This is a genomic window from Lentzea pudingi, assembly GCF_014646255.1.
Classification (GTDB): Bacteria; Actinomycetota; Actinomycetes; order Mycobacteriales; family Pseudonocardiaceae; genus Lentzea; species Lentzea pudingi.
In genome coordinates, this window is the sequence record NZ_BMNC01000014.1 from 163826 (window position 1) to 179391 (window position 15566).

The following is a 15566-nucleotide window of genomic DNA, read 5'->3' on the forward strand; positions in this document are numbered from 1 at the left end:
GCATTACGCGGCCTTGGCGGCAGGCTTGCTGACAGCCGGCTTCATGCCGGAGGCCCGCAAGCTGTAGCCCAACTTCGCCCGGCACCGGTGACGCTCACCGGCGTGCGTGGCACGGCAGCCCTTGTCATCGATCCACGGCGTGACCGTCAGCCCTTCGAAGACCACCGGCCGCACGTCAGTACCGGGGATCGCCTCCGGCGGCACCGGCTGATGAGGCGCGGAGATCTTCACCGTGACCACCGCGTCCGTCTTGCGCTCCGCCGCCTGATCGATCACCAGAACCGACCAAACCAGGAGGCCGGTCTCCTTGTCCTTCTCTTGCTCCACCGGCAGGCCCTTAGCCCGCTCATCGGCGGACTGGAACTTCAGCACCGGTTCCACGCCCATGACGAGCGCGCCCCTCGGGAACACGAAGTCATGACCCGCCGGGAGCCTGCTCCCACCTGTGATCGCCATCGTCTTGCTCCTGTCGTCTGTGCCGCCTGACCTGCTGTCAGCCGTTCTCGACACCTACGACTTTCGGCGAAACACGAGGACGCAAGCACCGCACAGCGGGATTTCTGAGGACGTCTCTGTTACGTTGAAGTCGTCCCTAGTCATCCCTCGGGAGGGCAGATGGCCAACGACCGCCTACGCGAAGCGTTGCTACGCAACGGCTTGAGCCTCGACCACGTGGCGCGCGCGACCGGCGTCGACCCGAAGACCGTCGAACGCTGGATCACCAGGGGACGCATCCCGTACCCGCGCCACCGCAACGCCATCGCCTCAATGGTCCGCGAGACCGAGCACTACCTCTGGCCCGACGCGGTAGCCGCAGACCGCAAGGCCGAGATCGCCGAGTCCGAGGTCGTGAAGGTCTACCCGCACCGCAATAACATCCCCGCGGACTTGTGGGACCGGCTGCTCAGCGACGCCACCGAGCACATCGAGGTGCTGTCACTCGCAGCGCTGTTCCTCGTCGAGCGGCCGATGTTCGCGAAGGAGCTACGCGCGAAGGCCGAGAACGGGGCGAAGGTCCGGCTTCTGTTCGGCGATCCGGCCGGCCGCGAGGCGTCCAGGCGGTCCGAGGAGGAGCAGCTCGGCAAGGGCACCGTGGCCGCACGTATCCGCAACGCGCTGGCCTTCATCCGGCCGCTGGTTGATGTACCCAACATCGAGATCCGGCTGCACAAGACCACGCTCTACAACTCGGTCTTCCGCTTCGACGACGAGATGATCGTCAATACCCACGTCTACGGGTTCCCCGGTGCGCATGCGCCCGCGCTGCATCTGCGGCGACTGTCAGCCGGAGACCTGTTCGAGACCTACTCCGAGAGCCTGGAGACCGTCTGGGCTTCCGCCAAGCGCGCAACGTTCTGAGGAGCCGCACTGTGCCCCGCACCGACCATTACCACGACCCGCACGCCCCGAAGGCGACCAACATCGTCGTGGCTGTGAGCGCATTCGTGCAGGACGAGCACGGCCGGTTGCTGATGATCCGGCGCACTGACAACGACCTCTACGCCATCCCCGGCGGAGCACAGGACGTCGGGGAGACCATCGGCCAGGCAGTCATCCGCGAAGTCAAGGAAGAGACCGGGATCGACGTCCAGCCGACCGACATCATCGGCGTCTACTCCGACCCCAAGCACGTCATCGCCTACACGGACGGCGAGGTACGACAGCAGTTTTCTATCTGCTTCCGCGCGCGATTGATCGGCGGAGAGCTGCGGACGAGCAATGAGTCGAGCGAGGTGCACTGGGTCAGCAGTGGAGACCTCGACGCGCTCAACATCCACCCGTCGATCCGACTCCGAATCGAGCACGGATTCGAGGAGCGATCAGTGCCCTACTTCGCGGTGTAGTCGACTCCCGCCAAACGAAGCCGCTCCTCCGTACGCTCGACTGCAGCAACCAACTCGGGCCTGGCCTGCAGGGCAAAGAACGTCACTAGGTCCTCTGACCCGTACCGCTTCTGAATCTCGTCAATCCTATCGTGCACGTTTGTCGTAGTACCATCCGGCGCTGTGGTCATGTCTGCCCACCACAGTATGTCTCGAACAATTCCGCCTTCGTCTGGCCAGGCCGCCAAATTCGCCGACATCCCCCGCAGCTCTGCTTCTAGATAGGCACACGAGTGATGCGCTACCAGCGCGCATAGCCTAGACGGTGCCCCAATACCACTCAGGTAGACCGCCCCATCTAGCGCGTGAAAACCAGTCCTGTTAACACCTGGCGCGTAACCGAGATCATGAGCAAATGCCGCCGCTTCCACGAGGTCGAATTCTTCGGCCGTGATAATCGACTGCGCAGCCCAAGTCCGCTTGGCCACCCCCTGCACATGCGCCCACCTTCTCGGCAACGCGCCAGGCAACAGATTCAACCCAAGCTCATGCATCCAGCGACTTAGCATGCACCCAGGCTATACACATTCATGACGTCACGCTACAGGATCGTCAATGTGCGTCTTCACCCAAGAGAAGGCCGATAAACTTCATCACGTTCACTGTAGGTTCGCCCTGGACAATATCAGAGAAACCGACACCATACTTCGAGAGCACATCAGTGTCCAGGTAGTAATATGCACCACTCTTGCCGACAATCTTCAGCTCCTGCAGCTTTCCAAGGAACGCGATCCTGTCAGGATTGTTCTTAACGATTCCCTGATCAAGCTTCTCAGCGAAAACACTGGGGGCGTGCCCCAAACCCTGCTGAAAAACTCGAAGAATCGCACGCAGATCGACATATCGACCTTGCTCAATAAAGTACATTCCCTTGACGGGCTCTTTAAGGTACTTACGAAGGGTCGGCCACGAGTGATCACCAACGACCTCAAAAGATCCCGGACGAGGGGCCTCGATACTCATTTTGCCATTAGGCACCGTTATTTTCGAGGCTCTAATTCGCGACGGCGGCTGCTTTTCACCCCTACTGGTGGGATCCACAGAAATGATGTCCGCCACAACTTCAAGTTCATTACAAACCAGCATTACTTCAGGGCCGAGCATGAAGCTTTCACCAGTCGCACCCATGACTATTCCGCCGTCGGTAATGACGATACCCCTCGACACGCGGTCAATCAATGGAAGTACTCCAGTGAGACCCACGACATCGAACGTAATCATACTTCTTCGCACCGAGTTGTGCCCTGCCAACATCAGCGCCGCATCTTCTCCAGATTGGAAGTAGGCGAACGAGTTTGGCGACATTCCGGCCATCGATTTTGCATGTGAACTCAGGATCAGAGGGACGAGGCTCTCTTCAAGAGCGACTGGATCGCTGTCATCTTCACCGCGCGTAAACTCGTAGACGAACTGGTAGAAGAACGGACCCACAGTCTTGACGCTCTCACGAGAGTTTGGCTTCAGCGAAGTCATACATCCGATGTCGACAGCAGCCTTGGCTTTGATATAATCGTCGAATACGACATTCACCGCACCCTTTCCAGCAATGAAGGGATGATCGGCAATAAACTGCACCGCATCCTTCTCATATGGCTCGCGGATCGACGGAGGCAAGGATGCCGGCAGACTGATGGCCAGGGCTAGACCCAGCCTGCGAGAAACCAGTCGAATGCTTTGCTCACTCGGGTTGTACGCGCTTTCAGAGTCTCGCCACTCTTCGTGCGGGGAAACCATGGAAAGCAGCTTCTTGTTGACCTGAACTTGAAACTTTCCGTGCTCACGTTCCAAGAGGTTCGAAACAATCTTCAGCAGAACATTACGAGCCGTGAGCTTACTGCCGATTGACACACTTTGCTCCGCCTTTGGATTGCGTACCGCGATATATTCGCCCAGGACCGACAAGACCGGCGCATAGCCGAGAAAAGACTGGACCTCCAGCCAACGCTCCTTCAAATCATCCACCTCTGCCGTCAGCAGAGCTGAAGCAATCTCCTTCATTCTGAGATCGCGAAGGTCGTTAAGCGCTTCCATATTCCTGAGGGCGTGCCCATAATCTCGATCCGGAAAGAGTCGATCCTGATTTGCAATATAGGAGATGACAAAGCCGCACGCCTGCGAATGATCAAAGAACGCAATGGCTACAGATGAAAGCGGTGCTCCGCTTTCAGCAAAGAAGGTCCGCACGAGCTCAGCAGTATCAGGCCTGGAGAAAAGTATCACGTTGGGCGATGGAGATTCCGCAGCGCCGTCGGCAAGGCGTCGCACGTTCTCCAAGAACGCATAGAAGTTGGTCGTACCGGCCTTCAGATGCGCCTCGTCTAGCGCATCGACAATCACGCCAGCTCTACCAATGGCCACCTCGCTGAGGAAGTTTGACTCGAACCCCAGCGCATCGTGAATAAGCCCAGAGAGTGAGTAAGAACCGACCTGAGCCTTGGCCGCATCAACCAGAGGCCAATTGAGCGCACTTGCCAAAGCCGTTGCTGCCGCTGTCTTTCCTACGGCTCCTGCGGCCTCGATCAGTACGACGCGCGCTCTATCTGCGGTATTTACATCTCTAAGTCCAGGCCAAACGTAGCCTTCAGGCTCCGAGGGAGAGACGTTTAGCGCTGTCACAGTTGGATCAGTCTTCTCGACCGGCTTCTCAATTCTTACAAGTTTCTCCATCAAATCGCTCAGACTCTTCACTGCACTCCCTCATTCGCTTGGACGGCCCAACGACTGACGGAACGATCACCACGTCGAGGCTAAGCAGTTGACAGCTCCGCAGTCATGCCCGCTCATTCGTAAGCAGACCGAGCTTCATTACTGACGTAGCCGAACCGTTGCCGAAATTCGCTCTACAGGATCAAGGCGCCGCCGCTGGCGGCGCGTGCGGTCTGGCGCTGCACCAGCATCCATCCCGGCACTCCCGGCATCCGCTTCGCTGCGCCGGTCGGCCGGGCGGCGCTGCGCGCCGGACATCAGGCGCCAGCTGACGGCCCACCTGATCCGAGCTTGATTCGTCCCCAGCTCCCTACGAGCGCCAGCACAGTCACCCAGGCCGGCTGTGCACGGCGCTCGACTGCCGCGACGGCTGCGCCGCCTTGCCACCGATCAGGCCCACAGGCGAAGCCGCGGGAAGCCCCAACGAGCACCACGCCGAGCCACCCGACGCCACGAGCATGACAACGGCCGGCGACGCCGCGTCAAGGCTGGAACGAGTACCTTGACCCAACGCCACCGGCCGCGTTCGAGGCTCAGTGTCGGGATGATGGCAGGGGTGTGGGCGGGTCCAGAAGACCAAGATCAACCCACACTTAACCCTCACAAAACGATGGTAAGCGTCGAGAAGCGACTGTCCACAGTGCTCAGATCAAGACGGCATCCGCGCAGGTAGTGAGCACTATCGAGGAAGATCGGCGAACAACGCCAAGCGAAGGCTCTTACTCTTCGGGTTCAGGGTTCGAGTCCCTGGCGGCCCACCAAACCCCCAGGTCACAGCCCTGGGGGTTTCGCTTTGCAAGATCGCTGACACACCTTTGATGCGCCTACTCCCCAATTCTCAACTTCCGGCATCTCCCGGTTCGCCCTGCTCAAATCCCGTCGAGCGCCCCTCCAGCGCGTCAACGGCCTTCCGGTCAACCACCTTCCGGGCCAGGTAGGTGTCTTGAGTCATCGACGGCCAAGCGTGGGCGTCCGGGAGCCACGACCTCGTCCCGCACCGCTCCCGGACGCCCGTCGTCCACCGACCAGCGCAGCCGCCGGGTTCTGGGGGCATGCTGGCGGTTATGGATCGTGAGCATGACGTCGTCCTCTTCGGCGTCACCGGGTTCGTCGGGGCGCTGACTGCCGAACACCTGGCCCGGTACGCCCCTGCGGGCGTGCGGATCGCCCTGGCCGGGCGGTCGGCGGACAAGCTGGCCGCCACCCGGGCCGGGCTGCCTCCCGCGGCACGGGGGTGGCCGCTGATCGTCGCCGACTCGCGGGACCCGGCCGGGCTGGCCGCGCTCGCCGCGTCGACGCGGGTGCTGGCCACCACTGTCGGCCCGTACGCGCGCTACGGGTTGCCGGTCGTCGAGGCTTGCGCGCGTGCCGGCACGCACTATGCGGACCTGACCGGTGAGGTGCTGTTCGTCCGCGCCGCGATCGACGCCGTGCACGAACTGGCCCTGGAGTCCGGCGCCCGGATCGTGCACGCCTGCGGGTACGACTCGATCCCGTCCGACTTGGGCACGTTGATGCTGCACGAGCGGGCCGAGGCCGACGGCGCCGGCCAGCTCACCGATGTGCGGCTGGTGGCCACGGTCAGGGGCGGGTTCAGCGGCGGCACGATCGACTCGCTGCGGGCTCAGATCGAGGCCTACGAGAGCAACCCAGGTCTGCGGCGCGTCGCCGCGGACCCTCACGCGCTCAGCCCCGACCGCACCGCCGAGCCGACGCCGGGCCAGCCCCGTGACGCGGGGATACCCTCACGCGCCGCCGATGGCTCGTGGCATGCGCCGTTCGTCATGGCGCCGTTCAACACGCGCATCGTGCGGCGCAGCAACGCCCTGCTCGACTGGGCCTACGGACCGGCGTTGCGCTACGGCGAGGTCATGGGCACCGGGTCGGGCGTTACCGGAGCGCTCGCCGCGGCCGGCATCACCGGTGGACTGGTCGGGCTGGTCGGCGCGATGTCGGTCAAGCCCGTCCGCGGCCTGCTCGACCGGGTGCTGCCCGCGCCTGGCACCGGGCCCAGCGAACAGACCCGCGCGAAGGGCTGGTTCCGCTCGGTGCTGCACGCCACCACCAGTTCGGGGCGCCGTTACCGGGCCACGGTCGCCGGGCCGGGCGATCCCGGCTACGCGGCCACGGCCGTCATGCTCGGGCAGAGCGCCCTCTGCCTGGCCCTGGACGACCTCCCGCAGCGGTCCGGCTCGCTCACACCAGCGACGGCCATGGGTCGGCCCCTGATCGACCGCCTCCGTGTCGCCGGCCACCGCTACGACGTCGTGGCCGTCTGATTCGCGTCGGTCGGTGCAGGCGAACACACCGGGTCAGTGCACCATCGCGTCACCAGACGAAGTAGCGCGGTTGGGCAGCAGCGCCGCGGCCACGATCGTCCCCACCGCCAGCACGGTGGCGATCACGAACGCCACCTTCATCCCGCTCAACTGCGCCGAGGCGGCGGCCGCGCCGTCGGCCACGAGAGAGCTGGATCGGGCCGACATCACGGTCACGACCAGGGCGGTGCCCAAAGCTGCCGCCACCTGCTGCAACGTGCCGAGGATCGAGCTGCCGTGCGGGTACATGTCCGACGGCAGCGCGCCCATGCCCAGGGTGAAGATCGGTGTGAAGGTCGCGGCCAGGCTCACCATCAGCAACGCGTGCAGGGCCAGGACCTGCCAGTACGGCATGGTCATCGAGACCTGGGTGAAGCCGGCCAGGGACAGCACGATGCCCACGGAACCGGGGAGGACCAGTGGGCGGCTGCCCAGGCGGTCGTAGATCCGGCCCACGGTGGGGCCGAGCAGGCCCATGGCGAGGCCGCCCGGCATGAGGAGCAGGCCCGTCTGCAACGGGGTGAGGCCTCGCAGGTTCTGCAGGTAGAGGGGCAGCAGGATCATCGAGCCCATCATGGCGAGGAACGCGATGCACATGAGGGCCAGCGCCAGCGCGAAGGTGCGGTGGGTGAGGGTTCGGAGGTCCATCAGCGGGGCGCCGGTGCGCTGCAGTTTGAGTTGGCGGAGCACGAAGAACGCGATGGTGGCTGCGCCCGCCACGACGATGCCGATGCTCGGACCCAGGTTGGAGTGGCCTTCGCCGAAGAGGCTCAGGCCGTAGACCAGGCCGCCGAAGCCCAGGGTCGCCATGGCGGCTGAGGCCCAGTCGAGGGTGCTGACCTTCGGTTCGCCGATGTTGTCGAGGTGGCGGAGGCCGAAGTACGTCACCGCGCCCGCGATCGGGAGGACCGCCACGAAGAGCAGGCGCCAGGAGCCAAGTTGCAGGATCAGGCCCGAGATGGCCGGGCCCATGGCCGGGGCCACCGAGATCGCCAGGGTCACGTTGCCCATCACTCGGCCGCGGTCCTGTTCCGGGACGACGGTCATGAGCGTGGTCATCAGGAGCGGCATCATCACCGCGGTGCCGGCGGCCTGCACGATGCGGCCCAAGAGCAGGATCGTGAACGTCGGCGCTGCCGCGGAGAGGGCGGTGCCGGCCAGGAAGACGCCCATGGCGATCGCGTAGCCCTGGCGGGTGGTCACTCGCTGCAGGAACCAGCCGGTGACCGGGATCACTGCTGCCATGGTGAGCATGAAGGCCGTCGAGACCCACTGGGCGGCCTGTTCGGTCACGTGCATCGACTCCATCAGGCGTGGAATCGCGTTGATCATCAGGGTCTCGTTGAGGATCACGACGAACGTCGCCAGCACCAGAAGGCGCACCACCAGCGGTGTTTTGCCCGCTTGTGCGGTGGGTCGGTCTTGGATCGCAGCAGGCATGTCAGGCCCTCACTCGGTTGCTGGCATCAGGTTCTTCGTGACACCGGGGAAGACCTGCAGCGTCGAAGGAACTCATCGGTACGCCCGAGTCTCCCTCATCGTCGCGGTGGTCTCATCCGGGTTTTTCGTCTACCTGTGCGTCGAACGGGCAGACCGGGAATCGACACCGAGCTCTCTAAGTTTTCGGCATGGGGTTGATCGCGCAGTACGACGTGCCGGGTGTCCAGGTGGCCTTCCTCGCGGACGGGGAGATCCAGGGGAAGACCACGGACGAGGTGTTCCGTGTCGGGTCGATCACCAAGCTCTGGACGGCGACGCTCGTGCAGCAGCTCGTGGACGAAGGGGTGCTGGACCTCGACCAGCCGGTTCGCCGGCATCTGCCCACGTGCGGCCCGGCGCTCACCGCTCGTCATCTCCTCACGCACATGGGCGGCATCGCGCTCTCGACGGAGGACCAGGTCGTTCCGCCAGGCACGGTCCTCTCGTACTCCAACAGCGGGTTCGCGGTGCTTGCACGGCTGGTGGAAGCGGTGGGCGGTCGGCCGTTCGACGACGTGCTGCACGAACGGCTGGTCGAGCCGCTCGGGTTGCGGTCCGTGGTCACCGGGGTCGGTCACGGCACGGCGCCCGGTGCGTCGGACATCGCCATGAACGCGCGGGAGCTGCTCGAGTTCGTGAGGCTGCACCTCGACGACCCGAAGCTCGCGGTGTTGCGGGAGGTCCAGGTCGAAAACGTTCCCGACTTCGGCGGCGGGGTCGTCGGGTGGGGGCTCGGGTGGATGCTCTACCGGGACGGCGTGGTCGGCCACACCGGGGTTGCGAAGGGGCACAAAGCTTATTTGCGCGTCGTTCCGGAATCCGGCACCGCGGTGGCCGTGCTGACCGACTGCGCAAACAGCGAAATGCTCGCGTACGAGGTCTTCACCGGGCTGTTGAAAGACGTCACGACGGAAGCGCCGCCCACACCCGCGGAGAACCCCGGGTCGATCGACGCGGCCCGGATGTGCGGCACCTACCGCAATCAGTGGTACGACATCACCCTGGAGGAAGAGGCCCTGATCTATCAGCCGCGTACGGATCTCGGCCAGCAGAAGAGGGTCGAGGTCGTGCGGCACGGCGACAGCTCAGTCATCACCGTCGAGCCCACGAACGGCGGCCATCAGGTGTTCTCGCTGGTAGGCGAGGACGAGGAAGGACGAGCGCGGTTCCTGCACAACGGGTCGGTGGCCTACCGGGTCTAGGTGTACTGACCTGAGAGGTTGGGAACGCGGCTGGCGGGTGGTAGGCCTGCGAGTGCGGTGTGGCCGCGGTGGTGATTGTAGGTGTGCAGCCATCGCGGTAGCTCGGCTCGTCGTTCGGTCTCGGATCGGTAGGGGCGGGCGTAGGCCCATTCGTCGAGCAGTGTGCGGTTGAAGCGTTCGACCTTGCCGTTGGTCTGTGGCCGGTAGGGGCGGGTGCGTTTGTGGGTGATGCCGGCGGCGGTGAGTGTGTCGTGCCAGAGCCGGGATTTGTAGCACGCGCCGTTGTCGGTCAGGACCCGCTCGACGGTGATGCCGTTGGTGGCGAAGAAGATCTGGGCTCGCTGCCAGAACGCGGCCGCGGTCTCCTTCTTCTCGTCGGGCAGGATCTCGCTGTAGGCGAGCCGGGAGTGGTCGTCCACGGCGTTGTGCAGGTAGCTGTAGCCGACGTGACTGCCGCCGTAGCGGTCGAGCTTCTTTCCCGGTGTGCGGGTGCGGTGACGCTTGCCGGCCTGACGGTCGGTGACCCGGTGCCCGCCGCCGTCGGGAATGTTGCCGAGCTTCTTGATGTCGACGTGCACCAGCTCGCCGGGCGCCGCGCGTTCGTAGCGGCGCACCGGCCGCGCCGTGGCCCGGTCGAGATATGTCAGGCGGGCCAGGCCGAACCGGGTCAGCACCCGGTGCACCGTCGAGGGCACCAGCCGCAGCAGGAACGCGATCCGCGCCGGCCCCCACCGCCGCGCCAGGCGGACCTTGATGATCCGACGTTCTGTCCGGGTCGGGGTGCGGCCCGGGCTCGTGTGCGGACGCGACGAGCGATCGACCATGCCCGGTTCCCCCTCGGCCCGGTAGCGGTCGGTCCATCGTTTCGCGGTGCTGACCGAGACCTGGAACCGTTCCGCGGCCCGCCGCAGCGGCCAGCCCTCGTCCACGACACACCGGGCCAGGCGCAGCCTGCCCACCGGAGTCAGCGGTGCGTTAGCGTGGGTCACGAGGGCCTCCGTCGGTCGGTGTAGACGTCGCAATCCACACCGAACCCGGAGGCCCTCCCTCATTCCAAGATCATCCGACTACGTGTCGAACCGTTCGCAACCTCAGTGGTCAGTACATCTAGGACCACGGGCCGAGAGGGAGGTCGGACCGCAGGCCGATCACATCCCGTCACGCCGGTGAGAGCGTCTACGACCATGAGGTTTCCGAACGGGTGGGTTGGTGGCGCGGCGCTGATCGCCGGGCCGGTGCTGTTGCTGGCGGGCACGTTGTTGCGGTCGCCGTTCCACTTCTTCTTCCCCGACCAGCTGAAGGCCGCGGCCGAGCATCCGGGGCTGGTGCAGGCGGCTTACACGGCGTTCCTGGCGGGCAACGTCGTGATGTGGGCGGCGGTCGCGTACCTGGCGCAACGGATCGGCGTCCGAAGTCCCGGGTGGGCGGCCTGGGGCGGGGTGCTGGTGACCGTCGGGTTGTTCGCGCGGACCTTCCACGCCGGCGTCGACCAGGCGGCGTTCAGCGCCTCCAGGCACTTGGGCGTCACACAGGCCACCGAACTGGTGGCGCGCGGGTACGGCGACCTGCACCTGTTCAGCTTCCTGTCCTTCACGATCATGTTCGGCTGGTACGTGCTGGCGATCGGGGCGTACCGCGGCGAGGTGCTCGGCAAGGTCCGGGCGGTGGCGCTGGCGACCATGGGACTGCTGCCGCTCGGCGTCCTGAAGGGCACCGAGATGTTGTCGATCGTCGGCACCGTCGGTCTGTGCATTGCCTTGGTGCCGTTGGGAATCCGGGCGGTGAGAGCGCAGCGGCGGCCTACGAGGAAGAACTTGCTGACGGCAGTGCCTGTCGCGTTAGGACTCGGCGCGCTCGCGGTGCTGAGCACGCTGGGATGAGGCGAACGGGAGCACGAACCAGAGGCCGGTGAAGACGGCGAACGCCAGCGCCCCGACCACCACGGCGGGCCAGCCGCCCAGGACCATCTCGGCGAGCAGGAGCACGGTGCCGGTCATCGCGAGGGCCAAGAAGGCGAGGCCGACCAGGGCGAACGTGTTGCCGTGCCGGACCACGTCCTCGCGGCGGCCCTGGCGGAACAGGACGCGGTGCCACGCGGCGGGAGCGGTGAGGAAGGCGACCGACACCGCCGCGCACAACACCGTGACGAGGTGCGTGATGCGGATGTAGCCGCTGACCGAGGCGTACTTCTCGGTGAACGCGATGGAGAGCAGGAATCCGAACAGGATCTGCACGCCGGCCTGGGCCACGCGCAGTTCCTGGAGCAGCTCGTTGATGTTGCGGGCGAGTCTGCGCTGGTCGGACTCCTCAGCTTCGCTCATCATCAACGCATACCCGCGTTTGACCGGTTGAAACGCCAAATGGCGAAACTGGGTCATTGGCACTAAGCAAGAGGTCCATGAGGACCATTGCGGCAGCGATCGCCGCCACGCTCGTGTTCACCGGAACCGCTCAAGCCGAACCCGCGCACGTGGCTCACACGTCCGCGAAGTTCGAGAGCTACAGCCCGGCCGCGAAGGCCGTGACGTACGACGCGGCGAAGGTGCCGGCCAACGCGAAGGTCACCGTGCTCGGAGCGCCGACGATCAGCGGCGGCACCACAGTGCTGTTGGCGCTCGAGGGGTTGCTGCCGAACCGGGCCTACGGAGCGCACGTCCACGTGAAGAAGTGCGGCGCGGCGCCGGCCGACTCGGGGCCGCACTTCCAGAACGTCGCCGACCCCGTGCAGCCGTCCGTCGACCCGGCCTACGCCAATCCCCGCAACGAGGTCTGGCTCGACGTGCACACCGACGGCAACGGATTCGCACTGGCCGAGTCCACTGTGGACTGGCAGTTCACCGAACGCCGGGCGCAGTCCGTGGTGCTGCACGACGAACACACGCACACCGGGCCCGGCGAGGCGGGCACCGCCGGGCCACGACTGGCGTGCGTGAACGTCGCCTTCTAAGCCTTCAGACCTTGTTGATGACGAAAAAATCAGTCACGAACGCGACGGGGTCGCCCGCGGTGTTGCGGCCGACCCACGTCGGGTAGACGCCGTCGCCCCAGCCCGTCGAGAACGCCACGACGTTCAGCCCGGACCGGGGGTCGGTCACGTTGGCCGGGCCACGGCCGCCGCCCACCGCGCCGAGCGCGTCGATCAGGTCGCAGTTGCCCAGTTCGTCGTCGCTGACCAGGCGGTCGAGCACCGAAGCGGCGGCGAGGTCGAAGAACGCGCCGGTGCTCGACTTCACGTCGTACCCGAACTCCGGCATCACCGGCAGCATCGGCACGTGCTCACCCGGCATCACCGCGGGCCTCCACGAGTACGCGGGCTCGTCGCTGATCGTCACCCTGGCGGCCGCGACCCGGTAGCCCTGCCGCTCGTCGGGGACACCGTCACCGTCGATGTAGGAGACCAGCGAGACCGAGACCGGGTACTTGCCCGGCTCGACGGCGTCGGTGAACGCCTCGGCGTCCTCCGGCCACACGACGAACGGGTCCGCCGCCACGAGCCTGCCCGTCGGCAGGGCCAGCTCACCCACCTCTTCGACGGTGATGACCTGCTGTTCGCCGCCACCTGTCGACGTGCCCACCGGCCCGTCGACGAAGAACCGCTCGAACCCGGACCTGATCAGTGCAACCGCCCCCATGAGCTTGGCCACCTCCGACTGCATGTTGGCAGAAGCCCCTGACACCCGATCGGGGCACCGGGGGTGTTCGCCGAGAGTGAAGACCCCAGTTGCCGCAACGAATCCGCTGCCACGCTGGTCAGCATGGGGACGATCGAGGTCGTGCTGGGCGACATCACCCGACAGGAAGTCGACATCGTCGTCACGGCGGCGAACGAGTCGCTGCTCGGTGGCGGCGGGGTCGACGGGGCGGTCCACCGCGCGGCCGGGCCGCGGCTCGCGGAGGCCGGGGCGAGGCTCGCGCCGTGCGAGCCGGGCAAGGCCGTCGCCACGCCCGCGTTCGGCCTCGCGCCGGTCAAGCACGTGATCCACACCGTCGGACCGGTCTGGGAGGGCGGCGAGCACGGCGAGGACGAGGTGCTGACGAGCTGCTACGTCGAGTCGTTGCGGCTGGCGGGGGAGCTCGGCGCGCGAAGCATCGCGTTCCCGGCCATCGCGACCGGGATCTACGGCTTCCCCGCCGAACGGGCCGCGCGGATCGCGGTCCAGTCGATCCGGTCGCTGCCGATCATCGACATGTCCAGGCTGGTGGCGTTCGACCAGGAGACGTACGAGGTCCTCACCCGGAGCGTGTGACCGAGGTCTCGACGGTGAGGCCATCGCGATCACTCTCGGTGAAGATCACGGCAGGTCAGTGCCGTAACCTGAAGGGCGTGTCCGTTCCCTCCACGCTGAAGATCGGCCCGTTCGCCGTCGACCCGCCCGTTGTGCTGGCCCCCATGGCCGGCATCACCAACGTGGCGTTCCGGCAGCTGTGCCGTCAGTACGGGGCCGGGCTCTACGTCTGCGAGATGATCACGGCGCGGGCTCTGGTCGAGCGCGACGCGATGACCATGCACATGATCACGTTCGACGAGGGCGAGAGCCCCCGGTCGATGCAGCTCTACGGCGTCGATCCGAAGAACGTCGGCGAGGCCACGAAGATGATCGTGGACGAGAACCTCGCCGACCACATGGACATGAACTTCGGCTGCCCGGTGCCCAAGGTGACGCGCAAGGGTGGTGGCGCCGCGCTGCCGTACAAGCGCGAGCTGTTCCGGCAGATCGTGCGAGCCGCAGTCCGCAACGCCGGGGACATGCCGGTCACCGTCAAGTTCCGCATCGGCATCGACGACGACCACCTGACGTACCTCGACGCCGGACGCATCGCAGCCGATGAAGGCGCACAGGCCGTGGCACTGCATGCGCGCACGGCGTCGCAGCGGTACTCCGGCAAGGCGGACTGGACGGCCATCGCCCGGCTCAAGGAGGCCGTGACCAGCATTCCGGTGCTGGGCAACGGCGACATCTTCAGTGCCCAGGACGCGCTCGACATGGTCGCCGAGACCGGGTGCGACGGCGTGGTCGTCGGGCGTGGCTGCCTCGGCCGGCCGTGGCTCTTCCGCGACCTGCAGGCGGCGTTCCGCGGTGAGCCGGTTCCCGAGGGGCCGAACCTCGGTGAGGTCGCCGAGGTCCTGCGCCGGCACGCCCAGCTGCTCGCGGCGCACGACGGCGAGCACAAGGGGCTGCGTGACCTGCGCAAGCACATGGCCTGGTACTGGCACGGCTTCCCGGTGGGCGGGGACACGCGCAGGGCGTTCGCGATGGTGTCGAGCCTGCAGGAGCTGGACGACCTCATCGGCACGCTCGACGGGAGCGTGCCGTTCCCCGAGAACGCCGAGGGGCCGCGCGGCAGGCAGGGTTCGTCGGCGAAGGTCGTGCTGCCCGAGGGCTGGCTGGACGACCCCGAGGACGCCACCGTGCCGTCCGGCGCGGACGTGATGCACTCCGGTGGCTAGACGAATCGCGGTCCTCTTCGCCGTGCTCGCGCTCCTCGCGGGCTGCGGCGGCCCGGTCGCGGGCACGGCACGGCCGGTGCGGCTCAGCGACGGCGACCGCGCCAAGTTCAAGGACTACTACGCCCGCGTCAACAAGGCGGGGGACGAGAGCGCCACGCAGCAGGCGAAGCTGCTCAAGGACACGCAGCACCCGGACTTCCGGCAGAAGACGTGCGACCTGCGTGGCGCGACGATCAAGGTCGAGCCGACGTGGGCGACGCTGCGCATGGACGCCGACTGGGCGCCCCCCGGTGAGAAGGCCCATCCCCGCGGTGACGTCTACGTCGTCGCCGTCACGATCACGTTGCGCCAGCAGGACCAGACGATCGGCAGCCAGATCGGGTCGATGCACGTCGTGCTCCTGGACGACGAGGTGTACGGGTTCGCGCCCTGCCTCGGTGGCTGAACGGGTTGTTGATCTTCCAAGCTCACTGGATCGGAGCAGTTGACGGTCAACCGGACGGGGGAAATCCCGCCCTGACGCGTCCCT

The 15566-nt window shown here is 65.9% G+C and carries 15 protein-coding genes; 9 read left to right on the forward strand and 6 right to left on the reverse strand.

Annotated features, from left to right (window positions below):
* Positions 1-3: 3 nt before the first annotated feature.
* Entirely contained in the window at positions 4-387 is a 384-nt protein-coding gene (locus tag IEY88_RS34565) for a plasmid replication, integration and excision activator (protein ID WP_373294247.1), read from the reverse strand.
* 228 nt (positions 388-615) lie between these two features.
* Between IEY88_RS34565 and IEY88_RS34570 the strand changes: the two genes are divergently transcribed.
* Together IEY88_RS34570 and IEY88_RS34575 are read left to right on the forward strand one after the other, a co-directional pair.
* Entirely contained in the window at positions 616-1359 is a 744-nt protein-coding gene (locus IEY88_RS34570; protein WP_189159095.1) for a DUF5919 domain-containing protein, read from the forward strand.
* 11 nt (positions 1360-1370) lie between these two features.
* Positions 1371-1844 (forward strand): NUDIX hydrolase, encoded by a 474-nt coding sequence (locus IEY88_RS34575; protein WP_189159096.1) that lies wholly within the window; start codon positions 1371-1373, stop codon positions 1842-1844.
* Positions 1845-2435: 591 nt separating this feature from the next.
* Here the strand turns inward: IEY88_RS34575 and IEY88_RS34580 are convergent.
* Positions 2436-4571, reverse strand: coding sequence for a hypothetical protein (locus IEY88_RS34580; RefSeq protein WP_189159097.1), 2136 nt, complete (start codon positions 4569-4571; stop codon positions 2436-2438).
* A gap of 1082 nt (positions 4572-5653) precedes the next feature.
* Here IEY88_RS34580 and IEY88_RS34585 point away from each other — a divergent pair.
* Positions 5654-6868, forward strand: a complete 1215-nt coding sequence (locus IEY88_RS34585; protein WP_229694047.1) for a saccharopine dehydrogenase family protein — start codon at positions 5654-5656, stop codon at positions 6866-6868.
* Between the two features lie 33 nt (positions 6869-6901).
* Here IEY88_RS34585 and IEY88_RS34590 read toward each other — a convergent pair whose 3' ends face one another.
* Positions 6902-8293: a DHA2 family efflux MFS transporter permease subunit gene (locus tag IEY88_RS34590; protein ID WP_229694048.1), complete on the reverse strand. Its 1392-nt coding sequence runs from the start codon at positions 8291-8293 to the stop codon at positions 6902-6904.
* A 242-nt stretch (positions 8294-8535) separates the two neighbouring features.
* On the opposite strand from IEY88_RS34590, the gene IEY88_RS34595 reads away from it, so the two are divergent.
* Positions 8536-9588: a serine hydrolase domain-containing protein gene (locus IEY88_RS34595; protein ID WP_189159099.1), complete on the forward strand. Its 1053-nt coding sequence runs from the start codon at positions 8536-8538 to the stop codon at positions 9586-9588.
* Here IEY88_RS34595 and IEY88_RS34600 read toward each other — a convergent pair.
* The gene (locus IEY88_RS34600; RefSeq protein WP_189159100.1) at positions 9585-10577 is read right to left on the reverse strand and encodes an IS481 family transposase; all 993 of its coding nucleotides are present in this window, start codon (positions 10575-10577) and stop codon (positions 9585-9587) included. The genes IEY88_RS34595 and IEY88_RS34600 overlap by 4 nt on opposite strands.
* Before the next feature lie 195 nt (positions 10578-10772).
* On the opposite strand from IEY88_RS34600, the gene IEY88_RS34605 reads away from it, so the two are divergent.
* Complete coding sequence (locus tag IEY88_RS34605; RefSeq protein WP_189159101.1) at positions 10773-11468, forward strand: hypothetical protein; 696 nt, start codon at positions 10773-10775, stop codon at positions 11466-11468.
* Here the strand turns inward: IEY88_RS34605 and IEY88_RS34610 are convergent.
* Entirely contained in the window at positions 11427-11909 is a 483-nt protein-coding gene (locus IEY88_RS34610) for a DUF6328 family protein (protein ID WP_189159102.1), read from the reverse strand. The genes IEY88_RS34605 and IEY88_RS34610 overlap by 42 nt on opposite strands.
* Before the next feature lie 77 nt (positions 11910-11986).
* Here IEY88_RS34610 and IEY88_RS34615 point away from each other — a divergent pair, with 77 nt between their 5' ends.
* Positions 11987-12535 carry a superoxide dismutase gene (locus IEY88_RS34615; RefSeq protein ID WP_189159103.1) on the forward strand — a complete coding sequence of 183 codons (549 nt, stop codon included), beginning with the start codon at positions 11987-11989 and terminating at the stop codon, positions 12533-12535.
* 4 nt (positions 12536-12539) lie between these two features.
* Here the strand turns inward: IEY88_RS34615 and IEY88_RS34620 are convergent, their stop codons facing one another.
* Entirely contained in the window at positions 12540-13220 is a 681-nt protein-coding gene (locus IEY88_RS34620; protein ID WP_189159104.1) for a DUF4241 domain-containing protein, read from the reverse strand.
* Positions 13221-13343: 123 nt separating this feature from the next.
* Between IEY88_RS34620 and IEY88_RS34625 the strand changes: the two genes are divergently transcribed.
* The 3 genes from IEY88_RS34625 (at position 13344) to IEY88_RS34635 (ending at position 15482) form a co-directional block, all read left to right on the forward strand.
* Positions 13344-13835 (forward strand): macro domain-containing protein, encoded by a 492-nt coding sequence (locus tag IEY88_RS34625; RefSeq protein WP_189159105.1) that lies wholly within the window; start codon positions 13344-13346, stop codon positions 13833-13835.
* 77 nt (positions 13836-13912) lie between these two features.
* Positions 13913-15037 carry a tRNA dihydrouridine synthase DusB gene (gene dusB / locus IEY88_RS34630; RefSeq protein ID WP_229694049.1) on the forward strand — a complete coding sequence of 375 codons (1125 nt, stop codon included), beginning with the start codon at positions 13913-13915 and terminating at the stop codon, positions 15035-15037.
* Positions 15030-15482 (forward strand): hypothetical protein, encoded by a 453-nt coding sequence (locus IEY88_RS34635; RefSeq protein ID WP_189159106.1) that lies wholly within the window; start codon positions 15030-15032, stop codon positions 15480-15482. The genes dusB and IEY88_RS34635 overlap by 8 nt, the downstream gene beginning before the upstream one ends.
* Positions 15483-15566: the final 84 nt, after the last annotated feature.